The sequence below is a fragment of the Curtobacterium sp. MCBA15_007 genome (assembly GCF_001864905.1).
Lineage (GTDB): Bacteria > Actinomycetota > Actinomycetes > Actinomycetales > Microbacteriaceae > Curtobacterium > Curtobacterium poinsettiae.
In genome coordinates this window covers 94806-114128 of sequence record NZ_MJGM01000014.1, presented here as the reverse complement: position 1 = coordinate 114128, position 19323 = coordinate 94806, and the positions used below count along the sequence as shown (strand labels likewise).

The 19323-nt window shown below is 68.5% G+C and carries 17 protein-coding genes; 8 read left to right on the top strand and 9 right to left on the bottom strand.

Translation table 11 applies throughout. The features are described from left to right. Positions 1–102: 102 nt before the first annotated feature. A complete protein-coding gene (locus tag BIU95_RS07935) occupies positions 103–693 on the bottom strand; it encodes a TetR/AcrR family transcriptional regulator (protein ID WP_052481929.1) in 591 nt (196 codons plus the stop codon). A 175-nt stretch (positions 694–868) separates the two neighbouring features. Here BIU95_RS07935 and BIU95_RS07930 point away from each other — a divergent pair, with 175 nt between their 5' ends. After that, on the top strand, positions 869–3349 hold the full coding sequence (locus tag BIU95_RS07930) for a glycoside hydrolase family 3 C-terminal domain-containing protein (RefSeq protein WP_071251323.1): 2481 nt from the start codon (positions 869–871) through the stop codon (positions 3347–3349). 548 nt (positions 3350–3897) lie between these two features. Here BIU95_RS07930 and BIU95_RS07925 read toward each other — a convergent pair. Further along, positions 3898–4911, bottom strand: coding sequence for an LLM class flavin-dependent oxidoreductase (locus BIU95_RS07925; RefSeq protein ID WP_071251321.1), 1014 nt, complete (start codon positions 4909–4911; stop codon positions 3898–3900). Between the two features lie 182 nt (positions 4912–5093). Here BIU95_RS07925 and BIU95_RS07920 point away from each other — a divergent pair, with 182 nt between their 5' ends. Both BIU95_RS07920 and BIU95_RS07915 read left to right on the top strand, forming a co-directional pair. Further along, entirely contained in the window at positions 5094–7664 is a 2571-nt protein-coding gene (locus BIU95_RS07920; protein WP_071251318.1) for an RNA helicase, read from the top strand. A gap of 64 nt (positions 7665–7728) precedes the next feature. Continuing rightward, the gene (locus BIU95_RS07915; RefSeq protein WP_071251316.1) at positions 7729–7980 is read left to right on the top strand and encodes a DUF6458 family protein; all 252 of its coding nucleotides are present in this window, start codon (positions 7729–7731) and stop codon (positions 7978–7980) included. 237 nt (positions 7981–8217) lie between these two features. On the opposite strand, the gene BIU95_RS07910 is transcribed toward BIU95_RS07915, so the two are convergent. Beyond that, positions 8218–8739 carry a ribonuclease H gene (locus BIU95_RS07910; protein ID WP_017886904.1) on the bottom strand — a complete coding sequence of 174 codons (522 nt, stop codon included), beginning with the start codon at positions 8737–8739 and terminating at the stop codon, positions 8218–8220. A 94-nt stretch (positions 8740–8833) separates the two neighbouring features. Beyond that, positions 8834–9664: a hypothetical protein gene (locus BIU95_RS07905; protein WP_139179700.1), complete on the bottom strand. Its 831-nt coding sequence runs from the start codon at positions 9662–9664 to the stop codon at positions 8834–8836. Positions 9665–9782: 118 nt separating this feature from the next. Here BIU95_RS07905 and BIU95_RS07900 point away from each other — a divergent pair, with 118 nt between their 5' ends. Then, the gene (locus BIU95_RS07900) at positions 9783–10121 is read left to right on the top strand and encodes a hypothetical protein (RefSeq protein ID WP_017886901.1); all 339 of its coding nucleotides are present in this window, start codon (positions 9783–9785) and stop codon (positions 10119–10121) included. A 6-nt stretch (positions 10122–10127) separates the two neighbouring features. Here BIU95_RS07900 and BIU95_RS07895 read toward each other — a convergent pair whose 3' ends face one another. The 3 genes from BIU95_RS07895 to BIU95_RS07885 form a co-directional block, all read right to left on the bottom strand. Continuing rightward, on the bottom strand, positions 10128–10694 hold the full coding sequence (locus BIU95_RS07895; protein WP_017886900.1) for a hypothetical protein: 567 nt from the start codon (positions 10692–10694) through the stop codon (positions 10128–10130). 55 nt (positions 10695–10749) lie between these two features. After that, the gene (locus BIU95_RS07890; RefSeq protein ID WP_071251312.1) at positions 10750–11568 is read right to left on the bottom strand and encodes an aldo/keto reductase; all 819 of its coding nucleotides are present in this window, start codon (positions 11566–11568) and stop codon (positions 10750–10752) included. A gap of 188 nt (positions 11569–11756) precedes the next feature. Next, on the bottom strand, positions 11757–12962 hold the full coding sequence (locus BIU95_RS07885; protein ID WP_056069857.1) for an MFS transporter: 1206 nt from the start codon (positions 12960–12962) through the stop codon (positions 11757–11759). Between the two features lie 355 nt (positions 12963–13317). Here BIU95_RS07885 and nrdH point away from each other — a divergent pair, with 355 nt between their 5' ends. The 4 genes from nrdH to nrdF all read left to right on the top strand — a co-directional run bounded on the left by nrdH (position 13318) and on the right by nrdF (position 17267). Next, entirely contained in the window at positions 13318–13551 is a 234-nt protein-coding gene (nrdH, locus tag BIU95_RS07880) for a glutaredoxin-like protein NrdH (protein ID WP_017886897.1), read from the top strand. Between the two features lie 111 nt (positions 13552–13662). Beyond that, positions 13663–14079 (top strand): class Ib ribonucleoside-diphosphate reductase assembly flavoprotein NrdI, encoded by a 417-nt coding sequence (nrdI, locus tag BIU95_RS07875; protein WP_031259561.1) that lies wholly within the window; start codon positions 13663–13665, stop codon positions 14077–14079. 17 nt (positions 14080–14096) lie between these two features. Continuing rightward, positions 14097–16202 carry a class 1b ribonucleoside-diphosphate reductase subunit alpha gene (gene nrdE, locus BIU95_RS07870; protein WP_017886895.1) on the top strand — a complete coding sequence of 702 codons (2106 nt, stop codon included), beginning with the start codon at positions 14097–14099 and terminating at the stop codon, positions 16200–16202. A gap of 90 nt (positions 16203–16292) precedes the next feature. After that, positions 16293–17267 (top strand): class 1b ribonucleoside-diphosphate reductase subunit beta, encoded by a 975-nt coding sequence (gene nrdF / locus BIU95_RS07865; protein ID WP_017886894.1) that lies wholly within the window; start codon positions 16293–16295, stop codon positions 17265–17267. A gap of 164 nt (positions 17268–17431) precedes the next feature. Here nrdF and BIU95_RS07860 read toward each other — a convergent pair whose 3' ends face one another. Together BIU95_RS07860 and BIU95_RS07855 are read right to left on the bottom strand one after the other, a co-directional pair. Continuing rightward, positions 17432–18283, bottom strand: coding sequence for a carbohydrate ABC transporter permease (locus tag BIU95_RS07860; protein WP_017886893.1), 852 nt, complete (start codon positions 18281–18283; stop codon positions 17432–17434). Then, positions 18280–19266 (bottom strand): carbohydrate ABC transporter permease, encoded by a 987-nt coding sequence (locus BIU95_RS07855; protein ID WP_235045669.1) that lies wholly within the window; start codon positions 19264–19266, stop codon positions 18280–18282. Before BIU95_RS07855 ends, BIU95_RS07860 begins: the two co-directional genes overlap by 4 nt. Between the last annotated feature and the right edge of the window lie 57 nt (positions 19267–19323).

Genomic DNA, 19323 nt, shown 5'->3' with positions numbered 1-19323 from the left:
ACATCGTCGTCGGAACACACCCTGGCGGGCACCGACCATCCTGCCCCGCCTGCCCTGACACGACCAGGCCCTGTCCGTACCCCACTGCCGGGGCGGGGGCTGTCAGGCGGTGGGGGCGACCTGGGCGATCGCCAGACGGGCGACGAGCTCGACGTGCTCGGCCATGTCGCGGGTGGGGTCGAAGAGCCACTGGATCTGCATGCCGTCGGACACCGCGAGCAACACGCTCGTGAGCTCGTCGGGGTCGATGTCGGTCCGCAGCCGTCCGTCCTGCTGCATGGTGCGGAAGTCGGCAGACAGCACGCGGCGGCTGCGTTCGTAGCGCTCGCGGAAGTACTCGTGCGCCGGGTGCTCGGCGTCGGTGGCGGCCGCGGCGGACAGGTTGACGAACATCTGCACCAGCCCCGGGACCTCGGCGTTGTGCCGCACGATCGCCGCGAGCAGGGCCGCCGGGTCCGCGGCCTGCCAGTCGTGTGCCAGGTCGAGCTCGTCGCGGCGGCGGAGGATCTCCACCCAGAGTTCGTCCTTCGAGTCGAAGTAGTGCAGCAGGCCGGCCTGGGTCAGGCCCACGGCGTCGGCGATGTCCTTGATGCTCGTCCGCCGGAAGCCCTGCGACGCCACGAGGTCCAGCGCGACCGTGAGGATCTCCTCGCGCTTCGCGATGCCCTTTGCGTACGAACCCCGTCGTGCCATGGCCAGACTGTACCGCCCACGGGAGACCCAAAAAACCAACCAGCGGTCGGTTTTGGGTGGTACGGTGCAGGAGCTGCCAGCGCGGGCGGCGAACCCGGTGGATGGTGGGTGTGGGCGACGAGGCCCCGGCCGTCCAGGCGGCGCCCCGCGGCCCTGAACGAGAGGACCGACCACCGTGACCACCGTGAACGACGCGAGCACCGCCTCCAGTCCGTCGACGCCGCTGACCGAGCGCATCGATGCGCTCCTCGGCCAGTTGACCACCGACGAGAAGGTGCAGCTGCTCACCGGACGTGACTTCTGGACCACCTGGCCCGTCGAGAAGATCGGGCTGCGCCGGATCCTGATGTCGGACGGGCCGTCCGGCGTGCGCGGCGAGGTGTGGGACGAGCGTGACCCGTCCCTGAACCTGCCGTCGGCGACCGCGCTGAGCGCCTCGTGGGACCGCGCGATCGCGAAGCGCTACGGCGCCGCCGCTGCCGTCGAGGCCCGTCGCAAGGGCGTCGACGTCGTGCTCGGCCCGACCATCAACCTGCACCGGTCCCCGCTGGGTGGCCGGCACTTCGAGGCGTTCAGCGAGGACCCCGTGCTCACGGGTGACCTGGCCGCGTCGTACGTCGACGGTGTGCAGGAGAACGGTGTCGCCGCCACCCCGAAGCACTACATCGCGAACGACTACGAGACCGACCGCTTCACCGCGTCGACCGAGGTGTCCGACCGCGCGCTGCGTGAGCTGTACCTGCTGGCGTTCGAGAAGGCCGTGACCGAGGCGCACGCCTGGGCGGTCATGTCGTCGTACAACGCGATCAACGGCGTGACGGCGTCGGAGAACGACCTGCTCGAGACCCCGCTCAACTCGGAGTGGGGCTTCGACGGCATCGTCGTGTCCGACTGGACCGGAGTGCGTTCGGTGGACTCCGCGAAGGCGTCGCAGGACGTCGCGATGCCCGGACCGAACCCGTGGTGGAGCGAGGGGCCGCTGCTCGCCGCCGTGCAGTCCGGCGAGGTGTCGATGGCGGCGATCGACCGCAAGGTCCGCCGGATCCTGACCCTGGCCGCCCGCGTCGGCGCGCTCGAGGGCTTCGAACCCGTCGCCGCGTCGCCCGTGCACGTCGAGGACGGCATCGCGTTCGTCCGCGAGGCCGAGGCCGAGGGCACCGTCCTGGTCCGCAACACCGGTGTCCTGCCGCTCGACGCCCCCGCCGTGTCGCGCATCGCGGTGATCGGCCACAACGCCGACCAGGCCCGCACGCAGGGCGGTGGCTCGGCCACGGTCGTGCCGTCGCAGGTCGTGTCGCCGCTGGACGGCATCCGTTCGGCGTTCCCCGGCGCGAGCGTGGACTACGCGATCGGCGCCGTCGTGCAGGAGGGCATCGCGGAGTTCCCGCTGTCCACCATCACGAACCCCGGCACCGGTGAGCCCGGAGCGCGGGTCGCCTTCGTCAAGGACGGCGAGGAGCTGTTCGTCGAGGACCGCCGCGCGACGGCACTGTTCTGGTTCGGCGGTGACGCGCCGACGCGCGAAGCCGACCGGCTCGACATCACCACCACCTACACCGCCGAGTCGACGGGGACCGTGCGGTTCGGCATCGGCGCGGCCGGACGGTCACGCATGTGGATCGACGGCGAGCTGCTGCTCGACGAGGACGTGCCGTACGAGGGCGACCAGCTCGGCGCCGCGTTCCTGAACCCGCCGGCGCGGTCGGTGCCCGTGTCGGTGACCACCGGCCAGCAGGTCGCGATCCGGATCGAGTACGACGTCATCCAGGACGAGACGCTCGGCGGGGTGCTGGCGTACCAGTTCGGTACCGAGCCGTCCGACGACGACCCCGCCGTGCTGATCGACGCAGCGGTCGAGGCCGCTCGTGGTGCGGACGTCGCCGTCGTCGTGGTCGGGACGAACTCCAAGGTCGAGTCCGAGGGCTACGACCGCTCCTCGCTGGCGCTGCCCGGTCACCAGGACGACCTGGTGCGCGCGGTCGCCGCCGTGAACCCGAACACGGTCGTCGTCGTGAACGCCGGTTCGCCGGTCGAGATGCCGTGGCGGAACGACGTCGCCGCGGTGCTGCTGACCTGGTTCGGCGGGCAGGAGTACGGCAACGCCCTGGCCGACGTGCTGACGGGGCGGCAGGAGCCCGGTGGACGCCTGCCCACCACGTGGCCGGTCGCGATGGCCGATGTCCCCGTGCTCGACGTCACCCCGGTGGACGGCAAGGTCTCCTACGACGAGGGCGTCCACGTCGGGTACCGGGCCTGGCTGCGGGCCGGCACCGAGCCGGCCTACCCGTTCGGGCACGGCCTCGGCTACACCACGTGGTCGATCGACGGGGTCTCCGCGACGCCGACCGTGCGCGAGGGCGACGCCGTCATCGTCACGGCGACCGTCGCGAACACGGGCGACCGCGCCGGCAAGCACGTCGTGCAGGTCTACGCGTCCCGTGCGGAGTCGGCGGTCGACCGCCCGGTTCGCTGGCTGGTCGGGTTTGCCCCGGTCCGGCTCGGTGCGGGGGAGTCGACGGAGGTCTCGATCGAGGTCCCGGCACGCGCCTTCGCCCACTGGGACGGTTCGTGGCAGTACGAGTCGGGGACGTTCACGCTGCACGTCGGTGCCTCCGTCGTCGACGACGCCGGAACCGCGTCCCTCGAACTGGAGTGACGAAGTCGTCCGGTTTCCGCGCAGCTCCCGACTCTGTTCAGTAACATCGTCGTGCGCGAGTCGGCTGGTTACCGTCCGCGCACGCACCGACTACGGGGTCGCTGGGTGAGCGATTCGGCCTCCTGATCCGGCCGTTGTCGCCCTGGCTTCCCCGGTGCGTCCCAGAATGCGTCCCCGCGTCCGCGCGGGGGCGCATTCGTCGTTCCGGGTCGGAGCCGCATCGGTGCTCCGTGCCGGAACCTCGTTCCGCGGATCGTCCCGGACTCGGTGCGCACCGGTGAACCGGTTGCCGGACTTCGTGCCGGTCCGCAAAAACGAGTGACACTTGGTCAACTTCTTTGCTCCAGGGACGCAGATCGGTGTGACAAACCGGTCGGTAGGTGGAACGATGGGGGCACCATCTCGTGCGGATCAGGGACGAGATGGTCATCCGGCCGGGCTCTCGGGCTTCACCAACTCGATCAGAGCCCCGCCGGATGCCCTCGACTCTCGGTGGCGGCAGGGCCGCAGGCGATCAGGCTCCAGGCGTCTGCCCGCGTCGCTGGCCCTCAGGCCCGCAGCGCCGGAGCGACCTCCTCGGCCACGATGCGCAGGATCCGCTCGTGTGCCGCACGGTCGCCGTTCGCCGGCAGGGTGATGACGAGCTCATCGGTGGCGGTGACAGCCGGGTCGGCGAGCAGGGCGTCGACGATGGCCGCCGGTTCGCCGGACACGACCTTGCTGAAGCGGAACGGCGGCGTGCCCGACAGCGGTCGGCCCTCGTCGTCCATCCCGGACGCGTACCCGGTCAGGAACTCCTGGTGCACGGCGCGGTCGTGGTCGTCGAGGAGCGGCACCACGATCCGGCCCACGGCGACCTTGGACTCGCGGTGCGGGTGCAGCTCGGCGAACCGCTCGCGGTAGGCGGCGATCTGGTCGGCCTGCGCCTCGGCGAACGGCGCACCCGTGTCCTCGGTGTTCAGGGTCGAGCAGTGCAGCAGCAGCCCCTTCTCGGCCGTGCGCACCGCCGTGCCCATGCTGCCGCCACCCCACCACACGCGGTCGCGCAGGCCCGGGCTGAGCGGCTGCAGGGTCAGGTCGGACCCGGCGGGGATGCTCTCGTAGCCCTTGCCGGCACTGCCGAGGGGCTCGCCCTGCAGGACCTCGAGCAGCCGTGCTGCGCGGGCCTCGGCCTCGTCGCGGAAGCTGCGGTCGACGGTGCCGAACACCGGGTCGAGGATCGGCCCGTACCCGGCGATGCCCGTGCTGATGCCGAGCTGCACACGGCCGCCGCTGAGCAGGTCGACCGTGCTGGCATCCTCGGCCAGGCGCACCGGGTCCTCGTAGCGCATGCCGAGCACGGCGGTGCCGAACGCGATGGTGCTGGTGCGCTGCGCGGCGGCCGCGAAGAAGGTCATCGGGCTCGTCAGGTACGGCTCGAAGTGCCGTCCACGCACCCAACCTGTGCTGTAGCCGAGGGACTCGGCGGTCTCGAACAGGCGCAGGCCGTCCTCCAGGGCGCCGGCGGCGCCGTCGGTGCCGCCGTGGTTCGGGACGAAGGAGAGGAAGCCGAGTTCGCGCATGGCGCGAGTCTATGCGCACGTATTGAAATGCGCCTGAGTCGGCGACGGGGCGGACGGGAGGCCCGTGGCGGGCTGGCACCGCGCCTCTCCCCACCGGCACGGCCGGTCCGCCGCTGGCGCGTCGCCCCGGGACCGGCGGCGTGGGCCCAGTCCGTCATGGCCGCACCTGGGAGGATGGGCGCATGACCGACGTCACCGCCCCGCCCCCGCTCGTCGCCGCGATCCCGGCGGCGGTGGACGGCGTCGTCGACCCCGACGAGGTCTACGAGGCCTTCGCGGCCTGGGCCGCCGAGGGCGGCCGGCCCCTGTACCCGGCGCAGGACGAAGCGGTCATCGAGCTCGTCTCCGGCGCGAACGTCGTGCTGAGCACGCCGACCGGCACCGGGAAGTCGCTCGTCGCGGCCGGCGCGCACTTCGCCGCGCTCGCCGAGGGCAAGCGGAGCTACTACACGGCACCCATCAAGGCGCTGGTGTCCGAGAAGTTCTTCCAGCTCGTCGAGCTGTTCGGTGCGCAGAACGTCGGCATGGTCACCGGCGACTCGAGCGTCAACGCCGACGCACCCATCGTCTGCTGCACCGCCGAGATCCTGGCGAACCTGGCGCTGCGGCAGGGACCGGACGCCGACGTCGACGTCGTCGTGATGGACGAGTTCCACTTCTACGGCGACCCCGACCGCGGCTGGGCGTGGCAGGTACCGCTGCTCGTGCTCGAGCGTGCGCAGTTCCTGCTCATGTCGGCGACCCTCGGCGACGTCACCACCATCGCCGACGACCTGTCCCGCCGGACCGGCCGGCCCACCGCCCGCGTGACCGGTGTCTCGCGACCCGTGCCGCTCGAGTACCAGTACGTGATGACGCCCGTGCAGGAGACGGTGGAGCGGCTGCTCGAGGAGGGCAAGGCGCCGATCTACATCGTGCACTTCGCCCAGGCTGCCGCACTCGAGCGAGCGCAGTCGCTGATGTCGGCGAAGGTCGCCTCGCGCGAACGCCGCGACCAGATCGCCGACGCCATCGCCGGCTTCCGCTTCAGCGCCGGGTTCGGACAGACCCTGTCGCGCCTGATCCGGGCGGGCATCGGCGTGCACCACGCCGGCATGCTGCCGAAGTACCGACGACTCGTCGAGCAGCTCGCCCAGCGTGGCCTGCTGCCCGTCATCTGCGGCACCGACACCCTGGGCGTCGGGATCAACGTGCCGATCCGCTCCGTGCTGTTCACCGGACTGACGAAGTTCGACGGCACCAAGATGCGCCAGCTGTCCGCACGCGAGTTCCACCAGATCGCCGGCCGCGCCGGACGCGCCGGGTACGACACCGAGGGTGACGTCGTCGCCGAGGCCCCCGAGCACGACATCGAGAACGCCCGCGCCGTCGCCAAGGCCGGCGACGACCCGAAGAAGAAGAACAAGATCAAGCGGAAGAAGGCGCCCGAGGGCTTCGTGTCATGGGGGCAGGCGTCCTTCGAACGGCTGATCGCGGCCGAGCCCGAGCCGATGGCATCGCGCATGCGGATCACGCACGCGATGGTGCTGTCCGTCGTCGCCCGTGGCGGGGACGCCTTCGCCGACGTCCGGTCGCTGGTCTACGACAACCACGAACCGCGCTCCCGGCAGCTCGCCATGGCCCGGCGGGCACTCGTCATCGCCCGGACCCTCATCAACGCACGGGTGATCGAGAAGGTCGACGGCGCCTACCGCCTGACCGTCGACATCGCACCGAACTTCGCGCTCAACCAGCCGCTGTCGCCGTTCGCGCTCGCCGCGTTCGAGTTGCTCGACCCTTCTTCTCCCACTTATGCACTGGACATGGTCTCGGTCGTCGAGGCCACGCTCGACGACCCGCGGGCGATCCTGTCGCAGCAGCAGTTCAAGGAGCGCGGCGAGGCCGTCGCCCGCATGAAGCAGGAGGGGATCGAGTACGAGGAGCGGATGGAGCTGCTCGAGGAGGTCACCTGGCCGAAGCCGCTCGACGAGCTGCTGACCGCCGCCTACGAGGCCTACGCCGCCGAACAGCCCTGGGTGCTCGACTTCCAGCTGTCCCCGAAGGCCGTCGTCCGCGACATGTACGAACGCGCGATGACCTTCGGCGACTTCGTGCGCTTCTACCAGCTCACCCGCTCCGAGGGGCTCGTGCTCCGCTACCTGTCCGACGCGTACCGGACCATGCGGCAGACCATCGCCGAGGAACAGCGGACCCAGGAGCTCGACGACCTGATCGAGTGGCTCGGCGAGGTCGTGCGGCAGACCGACTCCTCACTCGTCGACGAGTGGGAGGCGCTGCTCAACGGCGACGTCCTGCTGGCCTCCGAGGAACACGAGGAGATCGCGCCGCCGCAGCCCGCACGGCTCACCGGCAATCCCAGGGCGTTCCGGGTGCTCGTGCGCAACGCCCTGTTCCAGCGGGTGCTGCTCGCCGCGGCCGACGACATCGACGGGCTCGGGGAACTCGACGCGACCGTCGGCTTCGACCGGTCGGCGTGGGACACCGTGCTCGAGGAGTACTACGAGGAGCACGACAGCATCGGCACCGATGCCGACGCGCGCTCGATGCAGTACCTGGTGCTCGACGAGAGCGGTGCCACGGCATCACCGCGGGTCTGGAAGGCACGGCAGATCTTCTCCGACCCCGAGGGCGACAAGGACTTCGGGTTCTCGGCGACGATCGACCTGGACGCCTCGGACGAGGTCGGCGAGGCCGTCGTGCGGGTCACCGAGATCGGTCGGTTCGACGGGTGGGCCGAAGTCGACGTCGACTGATCCGCGCGGGGGTTGTCGGACGTGTACCGTCTGCCGCACCACCCCGACCCGAGAGGACTGCGTCATGCGCATCGGATCCAGCATCGCCCTGATCGTCATCGGCGCGATCGTCGCCTTCGCGCTGAACATCCAGCTCGCCGGCGTCGACCTGCGCCTGATCGGCTACATCCTGATGGCAGCCGGTGTCGTGCTGCTCATCATCAGCCTCGCCGTGGCGTTCGGCGGTCGCCGCACCACGACCACCACGCGCTCGGGCGTCGACCCGGCGTCGGGGGAGCAGATCACGCAGCAGGATCGGCGCGACGGGACCTACTGACCCGCGGGGACAGGACTTACTGACCGCCCAGCTCGGTCTTCCCGTCAGCCGGGTGGAATTCGTCTGCCCCCAGAGCCGATGTGCGAGCGATGATCCGCTCGACGGCATGCGACTGAGCCCGTTCCACCTCTCCGTCGAAGGGGGCGGTGCTGTCGGGCATCAGATCTGCTTCCGGTTCGAGTGGAGGTTCGTCTGGCGGTTTCGATTCCGCCGAAGTCGCTGCTTGCCGCTCCGCCGTCAGAAGAGGGTCGCGGGCGGGGTGGCGTCGGGCAGCGCGGACGGCTCGGGGACCTCGACGTTGGGCCAGCCAGGACCGTGCGGCACGTCGGTGCCGTTCTGGAACGCGGTGGCAGCACCACGGGCACGGACGTCGGCAGCTTCGTTCATCTCGTGACCGACGTGGCCGCGGACCCACTCGAACGTGACCTTGCGACCCTGCAGTTCCGCGTCGAGTTCCTTGATGATCTCGACGTTGAGGACCGGCTTGCCGTCGGCCTTCCGCCAGCCCTTGCGCTTCCAGCCGGCGAGCCACTCGGTGCAGGCCTTGATGGCGTACTGGCTGTCGCACAGGATGTGCAGCGGCTCGCCGGTGTCCTTCGTGGCACGGAGCAGCTGCAGCACGGCGGTGAGCTCGCCGATGTTGTTCGTCGCGCGGGGCCAGCCTCCGGCCGCCCACCGGTCGTCGTCGACGTACCAGGCCCATCCGGCGGGGCCGGGGTTGCCGAGGGCTGAGCCGTCTGCGGCGGCGACGATCGTCACGATGGGACCTCCTGGTGGTGCCGAGTGCTCGCGAGTGCTGGTCAACCGTAACCGACCGTACGGACGGGCTCCGTCCGGCGGGGCGGCGACCGGATCAGCGCGCTGCGGGATCCAGGTTGAGATCGGTGTCCGTGATGAGTTGGTCGTCCGCTCCCGTCTGCAGCGACGGGTTCAGCCAGCGGAGTTGCGCGACGGTGATGCCCAAGCGCTCAGCGACCGTCACCTGCGCGTCGTCGCTCGACACCTGGTACGACACCGGCACGCCGTCACGTTCGTGCACCCAACCGTTCGCCCCGGGCCGCGATGCGCCCACGTCGACCTGCAGGTCCGGGTACGGGTCGGGGATCGTCCAGTGCAACGGAGCGATTGCGAGCACGGAGCCGATGCCGGTGCGTCCGGAATCGTCCCCGTCATCAGACGGCGCCGGCACGAGCGCGACGCTGTGCAGAAAGTCCGGAGTGGGGCCGGCGTCTGACAGCCCGACCGAGTCCGGAGCGCCGGTCTCCGGGTCCCAGATGACGACTCCGGCACGGTACCCGCTGGCGTCGCCGGCACCGTCAGCGTCACCTCCGCGGAACTCCAAGCTCATCCACTGCGGGTTCGTCGTGCGGTAGCCGGACAACTCGGCGTCGAAGGTACCGCTCTCGTTCGCGACGACCCGCACGTGGATCCGGGTGTCACCGCTCGCCGAGACGACATCGGTCTCGGCGGCGACCGTGCCGGCCGCCAGGACCTGCGGCGTGCTGACCTGTTCTGCGGCGGGAGTCGGGTCGGTTCCCGGGCTCCGGCTCGTCCCGTCGAGTGATGCCTGTCGCGTCGGCGTCGGGATCGCGTCGTCGCCGCCGAACGCCGTGCACCCGGCGAGCAGCAGCCCCACCAGTAGCGAGCCGATCACCGCGGTCGTCGCGGTCCGTGTTCGTCGCATCGTTCCCCCTCGTCGGCAGCGTAGCGGGGGCCAGGGGCGTCATCGAGTGCGGGGAGCGGACCGAGCCAGACTCGTTACACGGGGCCGAGGACTAGCGTCCGCTGCAGGAGGAAACACCATGAGCGACAGCATCCCGAAGGCCCCCGGCCCCGAGCCGTCCGACGACCGAGCACGCAACGATGCGCTCCGCGACGCGGCGCACAGCGACGACGTCGACGGGGTCAGCGGCCGCGAGCAGCGGGCGGCGGACACGTCGTACAGCCCGTCGAGTGAGCGCGAGATGGACGCGTCCCAGACGAAGCAGCGTGACGACGACGACCTGCGTGAGGACGGCATCGACCCGTCCAAGGTCATCGCGGCCCCCGGGACCGGCGGCGCGGACGACGCCGGCGACGTGGAGCCCGAACCGGGCGACCTGCACCTGCCGTGGCAGTCAGAGGAGGACCGCCGGGGCTGATCCGGGCTACCGGGTCGCGAGCTCGAGTGCGCGCACGAGTTCCTCGCCGTCGCGGACGTCCCAGAACGCCACGAGCTGCGGACCGAAGAATCCATCGAGTCCGGTGTTCGCGTAGATCTGCGTCTGCAGACCGCGGGTCACGCCAGCGAACGGACCGAACTGCTCCTGCCACTCGACCGTGCAGTGCCGTCGGTCGGCCGACCAGCGCGTCGTGCGGTCCGATCGGCCCACCGGGACGTCGCGGGTCCCACGCGCCGTGATGACCAGGGCGCGGCGGTCGGTCACGGCGTAGACCGTCGTCCGCTTCCGGTGGAGCTTCACGAGGAACCGGCCGAACAGCAAGTGGAGGCCGAGGACGAGGAAGAGCGGGAAGATGACGAGCTCTGGCCCGATCTGACCGTCTCGGAGGACGCTGACGGTGCCGAAGCCGACGAATCCGCACCAGAGCAGCGAGAACGGAATGAGGAAGCCGTCGCGGCCCGAGAAGAGCTTGGCCGGGTCACTGGTGCCCGCCCAGTACAGGTGCTCATCGGGACGCAGATGTTCACGGGCGGCCTGTTGAGGATCGATCACCCCTCGACAGTACGACCTTGCCCTCGCCGTGGCTGACCGGTGCGTACCCCGCCCGCTACGACACCGTGTCCGGGTGGGAGCCCGTCCGCTGGCCGGACTCGAGTGTCGCGATCGCCGCGAGCTCGTCGTCGGTCAGCTCGAACCCGTCCACGTCGAGGTTCGACCGGATCCGCGAGGGCGTGACCGACTTCGGCAGCACCACCACGCCCTGCTGGACGTTCCACCGCACGAGCACCTGCGCCACGCTCACGCCGTGCGCGTCCGCGATGCCGGTCAGCACTGGCTCGTCGATCAGGCGCCCGCGGCCGAGCGGGGACCACGCCCCGGTGACGATGTCGTGCTGCTCGTGGAACGCGATGAGCTCGCGCTGCGGCAGCCAGGGGTGCCGTTCGACCTGGTTCAGCGCCGGTACCTCGCCGGTCTCGTCGATGAGTCGCTGCAGGTGCGGCACCTGGAAGTTCGAGACGCCGATGCTCCGAGCCCGCGCCGACTCGCGCAGTTCCACCAGCGCCCGCCAGGTCTCGACGTAGCGGTCGTTCGCGGCGGCCGGCCAGTGGATCAGGTAGAGGTCGACGGCGTCGAGCCCCAGTCGCTCGAGGCTTCCGTCGAACGCCCGCAGGGTCTGCTCGCGCCCCTGGTGGTCGTTCCACACCTTGGTCGTCACGAAGACATCGTCACGGTCCAGCCCGGAGGCCCGGATCGCCTTGCCGACGCCGGTCTCGTTGCCGTACATCTCGGCGGTGTCGACGTGCCGGTAGCCGGCGTCCAGCGCAAGGCCGACCGCCGTCTCGGCCTGTGCGTCGTCGACCTTGTAGACGCCGAAGCCGATCGCGGGGATCGAGCGGCCGTCGCGCAGGGGAACTGAGGTGACCATGCACCCATCCTGCCGGTGCCTGGCGGGCGCGCGCCGGGCCTCCAGGCAATCTGTGGAGAACGCGACCCGTACGCCGGGCGCACGTTCCTTCCCATACCGGCGGCGATGGCGAGTGGAAACGGGCGTACCTGCTCAGAACTTCCGACCGGGTACGCCCGATTCGACCAGGTACGCCCGAAAGCGTCCGCTCAGGTCGGCAGGTGCACCGGCTCGGTGTCGGGGAGCGGGCTGGCGTCGCGGCCGCGCAGGTCGGGCAGCCAGCTCCGCATCGCCAGGGGGAGCAGCACGCCCAGGCCGGCCATCACGGCGCCGACGGTGAAGCCGCCGACGGGGCCGCTGCCGTCGATCAGGAAGCCGGCGATCGCCGAACCGCCGGCCGCGCCGATCAGCTGGCCGGTGCCCATCCAGCCGTAGGCCTCGGCCGTGTCGGAGAACTTGACGGTGGCGGAGACCGAACCGAACATCACCGCGAGGGCCGGCGCGATGCCCACACCCGCGATGACCAGGGCGAGGCAGAGCCACCAGAAGCCCGTGCCGCCGAGGGCCAGGGTGAGGCCGACGAACACGACGGCCATGCGCGTCCACAGGGTGTTGCGGGAGATCGGGCGGTGGCCGAACGCCAGGCCGCCGGCGAGCGAACCGACCGCGAACACCGCGAGGACGATGCCGGCGTTCGGGCTGCCCTCACCGAAGACGCTGGTGACGCTCGCCTCGACCGCCGCGCACGCCCCGATGAGCAGCAGACCGGTCAGGGTGGCAACGACGACGGCGGGGCGCTTCAGCACGACACCGAAGGCGCGCTTCGAACGGGGGATGCGGACGCGGCCGAGCTCGGGGGAGGCGATGAACCACGCGCCGCCGACGACCAGGAAGACCATCGCGACGACGATCGCCTCGACCGTGCCGACCTGGGTGGCGACGAAGGTGGTGATGACGGGGCCGGCGACCCAGATGAGCTCCTGCGCGCTGGCGTCGAGGGAGAAGAGGGGTGTGAGCTGCGCCGACGTCACCATCTTCGGGTAGATGGTGCGCACCGCCGGCTGCACGGGTGGAACCGCCAGACCGCCGAGGAACCCGACCACCACGTAGCCCCAGAGCGGCATGACCACGAACGCGATCACCACCATGCTGACCAGCGCGACGATGCTCGTCAGGATGAGGACGGGGCGCATGCCCCAGCTGCCCATCCAGCGGCTCGTCAGCGGCCCGGCCAGCGCCTGCCCGACACTCGTCGTCGCGAGCACCAGACCGGCGGCGCCGTAGGAGTGGAACACGTGCTCGACGTGCAGCAGGTAGGCCAGCGACAGCATGCCGAACGGGAACCGTGCGGTGAGCTGTGCGGCGATGACACGACCCACGCCAGGGGTCTTCAGGAGGGGCCCGTACGTACTCACGAGACGAGTGTACGGACCGGCCGGATCGGGGTGTCCCCCGTCCTGGGGAGGGGGCCTTCGCGACACGCCGATGGGCTGATTCCACATCTGTGGATCGGGACTGTCCCCCGGTGTGGAGAAGTGTCGGTGGCCGGCCGCAGACTGGCGGAAACTCGGGCCTCCCGGGAATCCACAGACTGTGGAGGGCGTTGTGGAGAACTACACGGCTGTAACACTCCCTCTTGTGGTCGGTGCTGCGGCTAGCCACTAGATGTAGTGTGGAGACATCGCAGCGGCCCCTCCCGGACACGACTGCGGACAGACATCAGCACCACCTCCACAGCACAGCAGAAACCAGTAGGAACCAGGGGAGAACATGGCCGTCACCGTCTACACCAAGCCGTCCTGCGTCCAGTGCACCGCGACGTACCGGGCCCTCGACAACAAGGGCATCGAGTACGAAGTGCACGACGTGTCCACGGACGAAGCAGCGCTCGAGCACGTCAAGAGCCTGGGCTACATGCAGGCCCCCGTCGTCGTCACGGACGACGACCACTGGTCGGGCTTCCGCCCCGACAAGATCGCGACCCTCAGCGCCGAACTGGCGTAGTCGTCCTGCGGGCCCCGAAGGGGCCCGCGGGCAGGGCATCTCGGGAGGCGCGACTCGCCGCTCCTGGCCCGCCCGGTCCGCCTGTCCGCACCTTTCCACGAGGAGCGCACCATGAGCCGATTGGTCTACTTCTCGAGCGTGTCCGGGTACACCGCACGCTTCGTCGAGAAGCTCGGCCGCGATGCGGACCGGATCCCGATCTACCCGAGCGAACCGTTCCTGCACGTGGACGAGCCCTACGTCCTGGTGCTGCCCACCTACGGTGGCGGCAACGGCGACGGGGCAGTGCCCAAGCAGGTCATCAAGTTCCTCAACGACGCCCACAACCGCTCGCTCATCCGCGGCGTGGTGGTGGGTGGCAACACGAACTTCGGCGAGGCGTACGGCCTCGCAGGGGACGTCATCGCACAGAAGTGCAACGTCCCCCTTCTCTACAGATTCGAACTCTTCGGGACCCCTGACGACGTGTCGGCGGTCAACTCAGGATTGGATGCATTTTGGACGCAGCAGTTGCAGACGTCGATCTGACGTCGCCGCAGACGGGGATGGACTACCACTCCCTCAACGCGATGCTCAACCTCTACGACGCGGACGGGAACATCCAGTTCGACAAGGATCGTGAGGCCGCCAAGCAGTTCTTCCTGCAGCACGTCAACCAGAACACCGTCTTCTTCCACAACCTGAAGGAGCGGCTCGACTACCTGGTCGAGAACGAGTACTACGAACAAGCCACGATCGACATGTACTCGCTGGACTTCATCCAGCGACTCAACGACCTGGCGTACTCGAAGAAGTTCCGGTTCCAGACGTTCCTCGGCGCGTTCAAGTACTACACGAGCTACACGCTCAAGACGTTCGACGGCAAGCGGTACCTGGAGCGCTTCGAGGACCGCGTCGTCATGACCGCCCTCGGCCTGGCCCAGGGCAACGAGCAGCTCGCCATCGACCTGGTCGAAGAGATCGTCGCCGGCCGCTTCCAGCCCGCGACCCCCACGTTCCTCAACACGGCGAAGGCACAGCGCGGCGAGCTCGTCTCCTGCTTCCTGCTCCGCATCGAGGACAACATGGAGTCGATCTCGCGCGGCATCAACTCCTCGCTGCAGCTCTCGAAGCGCGGCGGCGGCGTGGCCCTGCTCCTCTCCAACATCCGCGAGGCCGGCGCCCCGATCAAGCAGATCGAGAACCAGTCCTCGGGCATCATCCCCGTGATGAAGCTGCTGGAAGACTCCTTCTCCTACGCGAACCAGCTCGGTGCGCGTCAGGGTGCCGGCGCGGTCTACCTCAGCGCCCACCACCCGGACATCATGAAGTTCCTCGACACCAAGCGCGAGAACGCCGACGAGAAGATCCGCATCAAGACGCTGTCCCTGGGCGTCGTCGTGCCCGACATCACGTTCGAGCTCGCGAAGAACAACGAGGACATGTACCTGTTCTCGCCGTACGACGTCGAGAAGGTCTACGGCGTCCCCTTCGGCGACGTCCCGATCTCCGAGAACTACCGCGCGATGGTCGACGACTCGCGCATCAAGAAGACGAAGATCAAGGCGCGTGACTTCTTCACGACCATCGCCGAGATCCAGTTCGAGTCGGGCTACCCGTACATCGTGTTCGAGGACACGGTGAACAAGGCCAACCCGATCAAGGGTCGGATCAACATGTCCAACCTGTGCTCGGAGATCCTGCAGGTCAACACCCCGACGACCTTCAACGAGGACCTGTCCTACAAGGAGATCGGCAAGGACATCTCCTGCAACCTCGGCTCGCTGAACATCGCGCTGACGATGGACTCGCCCGACTTCGGCAAGACCATCGAGACCGCCATCCGCGGCCTGACCTCGGTCTCGCAGATGTCGCACATCACCTCGGTGCGTTCCGTCGAGGACGGCAACGACAAGTCGCACGCCATCGGCCTCGGCCAGATGAACCTGCACGGTTACCTTGCTCGTGAGCGCGTCTACTACGGCTCCGAAGAGGGCATCGACTTCACGAACATCTACTTCTACACGGTGCTGTTCCACGCCCTTCGTGCGTCGAACAAGATCGCGATCGAGACCGGCGAGACCTTCGACGGCTTCCGCGACTCGAAGTACGCATCGGGTGAGTTCTTCGACAAGTACACCGACCAGACGTGGACCCCCGCGACGGCTCGCGTCGCCTCGCTGTTCGACAACGCGAACATCACGATCCCGACGCAGGACGACTGGAAGGCGCTGAAGGCGTCCATCCAGGAGCACGGCATCTACAACCAGAACCTGCAGGCCGTCCCGCCGACCGGTTCGATCTCGTACATCAACCACTCGACGTCGTCGATCCACCCGATCGCGTCGAAGATCGAGATCCGCAAGGAAGGCAAGCTCGGCCGCGTCTACTACCCGGCGCCGTTCATGACGAACGACAACCTGGACTACTACCAGGACGCGTACGAGATCGGTGCCGAGAAGATCATCGACACGTACGCCGCGGCGACGCAGCACGTGGACCAGGGCCTGTCCCTGACGCTGTTCTTCAAGGACACCGCCACCACGCGTGACATCAACAAGGCGCAGATCTACGCATGGCGCAAGGGCATCAAGACGATCTACTACATCCGTCTCCGCCAGCTCGCGCTGGAGGGCACGGAGGTCGAGGGCTGCGTCAGCTGCATGCTGTAGAGCTGCCGCTCTGCTCCCTGGAGGCGCGGTGCCAACCCGCACCGCGCCTCCAGTCCGTCACTTAGTCACCATCTCTGTAAGGAACACACGTTGGTCGAGAAGCTGAAGCTCATTGATCGGGTCCAGGCCATCAACTGGAACCGCATTCAGGACGACAAGGACGTCGAGGTCTGGAACCGTCTCGTCAACAACTTCTGGCTGCCCGAGAAGGTGCCGCTGTCGAACGACGTGCAGTCGTGGAACACGCTGACGCCGGCCGAGCAGACCCTGACCATGCGCGTGTTCACCGGTCTGACCCTGCTCGACACCATCCAGGGCACCGTCGGCGCCGTGTCGCTCATCCCCGACGCGATCACCCCGCACGAGGAAGCCGTCTACACGAACATCGCGTTCATGGAGTCGGTGCACGCCAAGTCCTACTCGTCGATCTTCTCGACCCTCGCGTCGACGCGTGAGATCGACGAAGCCTTCCGCTGGTCCGAGGAGAACCCGAACCTGCAGAAGAAGGCGTCCATCGTGATGGACTACTACCAGGGCGACAACCCGCTGAAGCGCAAGGTCGCCTCGACGCTGCTCGAGTCGTTCCTGTTCTACTCGGGCTTCTACCTGCCGATGCACTGGTCGTCGCGCGCGAAGCTCACGAACACCGCCGACCTGATCCGCCTGATCATCCGTGACGAAGCCGTCCACGGGTACTACATCGGGTACAAGTACCAGAAGGGCCTCGAGACCCTCACGCAGGCCGAGCGCGACGAGCTCAAGGACTACACGTTCTCGCTGCTGTTCGAGATGTACGAGAACGAGGTGCAGTACACGCAGGACCTCTACGACGAGGTCGGTCTGACCGAGGACGTCAAGAAGTTCCTGCACTACAACGCCAACAAGGCGCTGATGAACCTGGGCTACGAGCCGATGTTCCCGAAGAACATCACGGACGTGAACCCGGCCATCCTCTCCGCCCTGTCGCCGAACGCGGACGAGAACCACGACTTCTTCTCGGGGTCCGGCTCGTCGTACGTCATCGGCAAGGCCGTGAACACCGAGGACGAGGACTGGGACTTCTGATCCTGGACTGACTCGACGGGGACGCCCCGCTGGCTTCGGCCGGCGGGGCGTCCTTCGTTCACCGGCCCCGCCGCCCGAGAGGCTTGCTGGCACCCCCGTCGAGGTTCAGCTCGGAAGGGGCGTCTGCGACCGACCGGTTCCACCTCGACTCGAGCAGGCGAGCGTCATCCCTTGACGGCCGAACCGGCGACACTCTGGATGAAGAACCGCTGGAACGCGAGGAAGACGATCAGGACCGGCAGCACCAGCAGGGTCCCGAAGGCGAACGTCTGTCCCCAGTCGACCGGCGTCTGGCCGGAGAACACGCTCATCTCGAGCGGGAGCGGGCGGGCGGTCGGATCGGACGTCACGATCGACGGCCAGAGGTACGACCCCCACGAGCTGAGGAACGTGAGGATGGCCACGGTCGCGAAGACCGGTCTGGCGTTCGGGACGACGACCCGGGCGAACGTGCCGAATGCCCCGAGACCGTCCAGGCGCGCGGCCTCCTCGATGCTCTTCGGCAGGTTGAGGAAGAACGTGTAGAACAAGAAGATCGAGAACGCGTTCGCCACGAACGGGATCATCTGCACGAACAGGGTGTCGCGCTGGCCGTTCAGCAGGAACAGCAGCGGGACCGCAACGGACTCGAACGGCACGATGATCAGCAGGACGACGATGACGAACACCGCGTTCTTGCCGCGCCACTGCAGGCGCGCGAAGGAGTAGCCCGCCATCGAGTTCACGACGAGCCCGCCGAGCACGATGACCAGCGAGATGGCGACGGAGTTGCCCATGAACCGCCAGAAGTACCCCGTCGCGTCCGAGTCGAGGGCCTTGAAGACCCCGAGGTAGTTCTGGAGCGACAGGTGGATGGGGAGGAAGCCGGTGAAGCCGTCGAGGACCTCGGAGCTCGGCTTGAAGCTGCCGATCAGCAGGTAGTAGATCGGCGAGAACATGACCGCCGACATCACGATGAGGATGGCGTAGGAGCCGGCCTTCGAGAGTCGCTTGCGGGTGGGTCGGATGGTGCTCAACTTTCGCTCCTCTGGCGCAGGACGGCTCGCTGGACGAGGGTGATGACGACGATGATCAGGAAGAGGACCACCGAGATGGCGGCAGCCTGGCCGACGCTGTTCTCGGCGAGGATCGCGTTCGTCGCCTGGTACAGGACCGTGCGGAGGGCGTTCTCGTTCCCGCCGGCGGTGGTGATCAGGATGTACACCTGGTCGTAGACCCGGAAGGCGAAGATCGTCGTGAGCAGCACGACGAAGATCAGGGTGTTCCGGACGCCGGGCACGGTGATGTAGCGGAACTGCTGGAAGACGTTCGCTCGGTCGAGTCGTGCGGCCTCGTAGCGCTCCTCGGGGATCTCCTGCAACGCCGCGAGGATGATCACCATCTGGAAGCCGACGCCCTGCCAGACCGACAGGACGATGACGGAGAGCATCGCCGTGTTGCCGGAGCCGAGCCAGTTGTGCGCGCCGACGGTCCCGCCGGTCACGGTCTCGACCGCGCTGTTCAGCAGGCCGTCCCCGCTGCGGTCGAGGATGACGCGCCAGATGACGGCGACGAGCGCCATGGGGAAGACGACGGGCATGAAGAAGAACGTGCGGAAGAACCTGATGCCCTTGAGCTGCTGGTTGAGCAGGACGGCGAACACGAGCGCCAGCCCGGTCTGCACCGGGATGACGACCGCGGCGAAGAAGAGGTTGTTGCCGAGAGCGCGGAAGAACTGCGGCGCCTCGACGGGGTCGGTGAAGAGGCGCACGTACTGCGTGAACCCGAGGAACGTCGGCGGACGCGGCGACCCGATCTGGACGTTGAAGAACGACAGCCCGATCGCGGCGACGAAGGGTACTGCGATGAACAGGACGATGCCGCTCATCGCGGGGAGGGCCATCAGCGGACCGGCGAAGGTGCCGCTCCGCTGCTTGCGCAGTTGTCGGGGAGCGCGGTGCTCCCGCGCCCTGGATGGCGTCGGCGGGGCATCCGACTGGGGACTGGTCGTGCTGGTCACTGGTGCTCCTGGTCGTCCTGTTCGGGGGCGGTGCCGGTGGAGACGTCGGGCAGGCCG

Bases quoted from the DNA above. Each gene is read 5' to 3' on its own strand.
- BIU95_RS07935 (WP_052481929.1), bottom strand. From the start codon at position 693: ATGGCACGACGGGGTTCGTACGCAAAGGGCATCGCGAAGCGCGAGGAG.
- BIU95_RS07925 (WP_071251321.1), bottom strand. From the start codon at position 4,911: ATGCGCGAACTCGGCTTCCTCTCCTTCGTCCCGAACCACGGCGGCACC.
- BIU95_RS07920 (WP_071251318.1), top strand. From the start codon at position 5,094: ATGACCGACGTCACCGCCCCGCCCCCGCTCGTCGCCGCGATCCCGGCG.
- BIU95_RS07915 (WP_071251316.1), top strand. From the start codon at position 7,729: ATGCGCATCGGATCCAGCATCGCCCTGATCGTCATCGGCGCGATCGTC.
- BIU95_RS07905 (WP_139179700.1), bottom strand. From the start codon at position 9,664: ATGCGACGAACACGGACCGCGACGACCGCGGTGATCGGCTCGCTACTG.
- BIU95_RS07900 (WP_017886901.1), top strand. From the start codon at position 9,783: ATGAGCGACAGCATCCCGAAGGCCCCCGGCCCCGAGCCGTCCGACGAC.
- BIU95_RS07890 (WP_071251312.1), bottom strand. From the start codon at position 11,568: ATGGTCACCTCAGTTCCCCTGCGCGACGGCCGCTCGATCCCCGCGATC.
- nrdH (WP_017886897.1), top strand. From the start codon at position 13,318: ATGGCCGTCACCGTCTACACCAAGCCGTCCTGCGTCCAGTGCACCGCG.
- nrdI (WP_031259561.1), top strand. From the start codon at position 13,663: ATGAGCCGATTGGTCTACTTCTCGAGCGTGTCCGGGTACACCGCACGC.
- nrdE (WP_017886895.1), top strand. From the start codon at position 14,097: ATGGACTACCACTCCCTCAACGCGATGCTCAACCTCTACGACGCGGAC.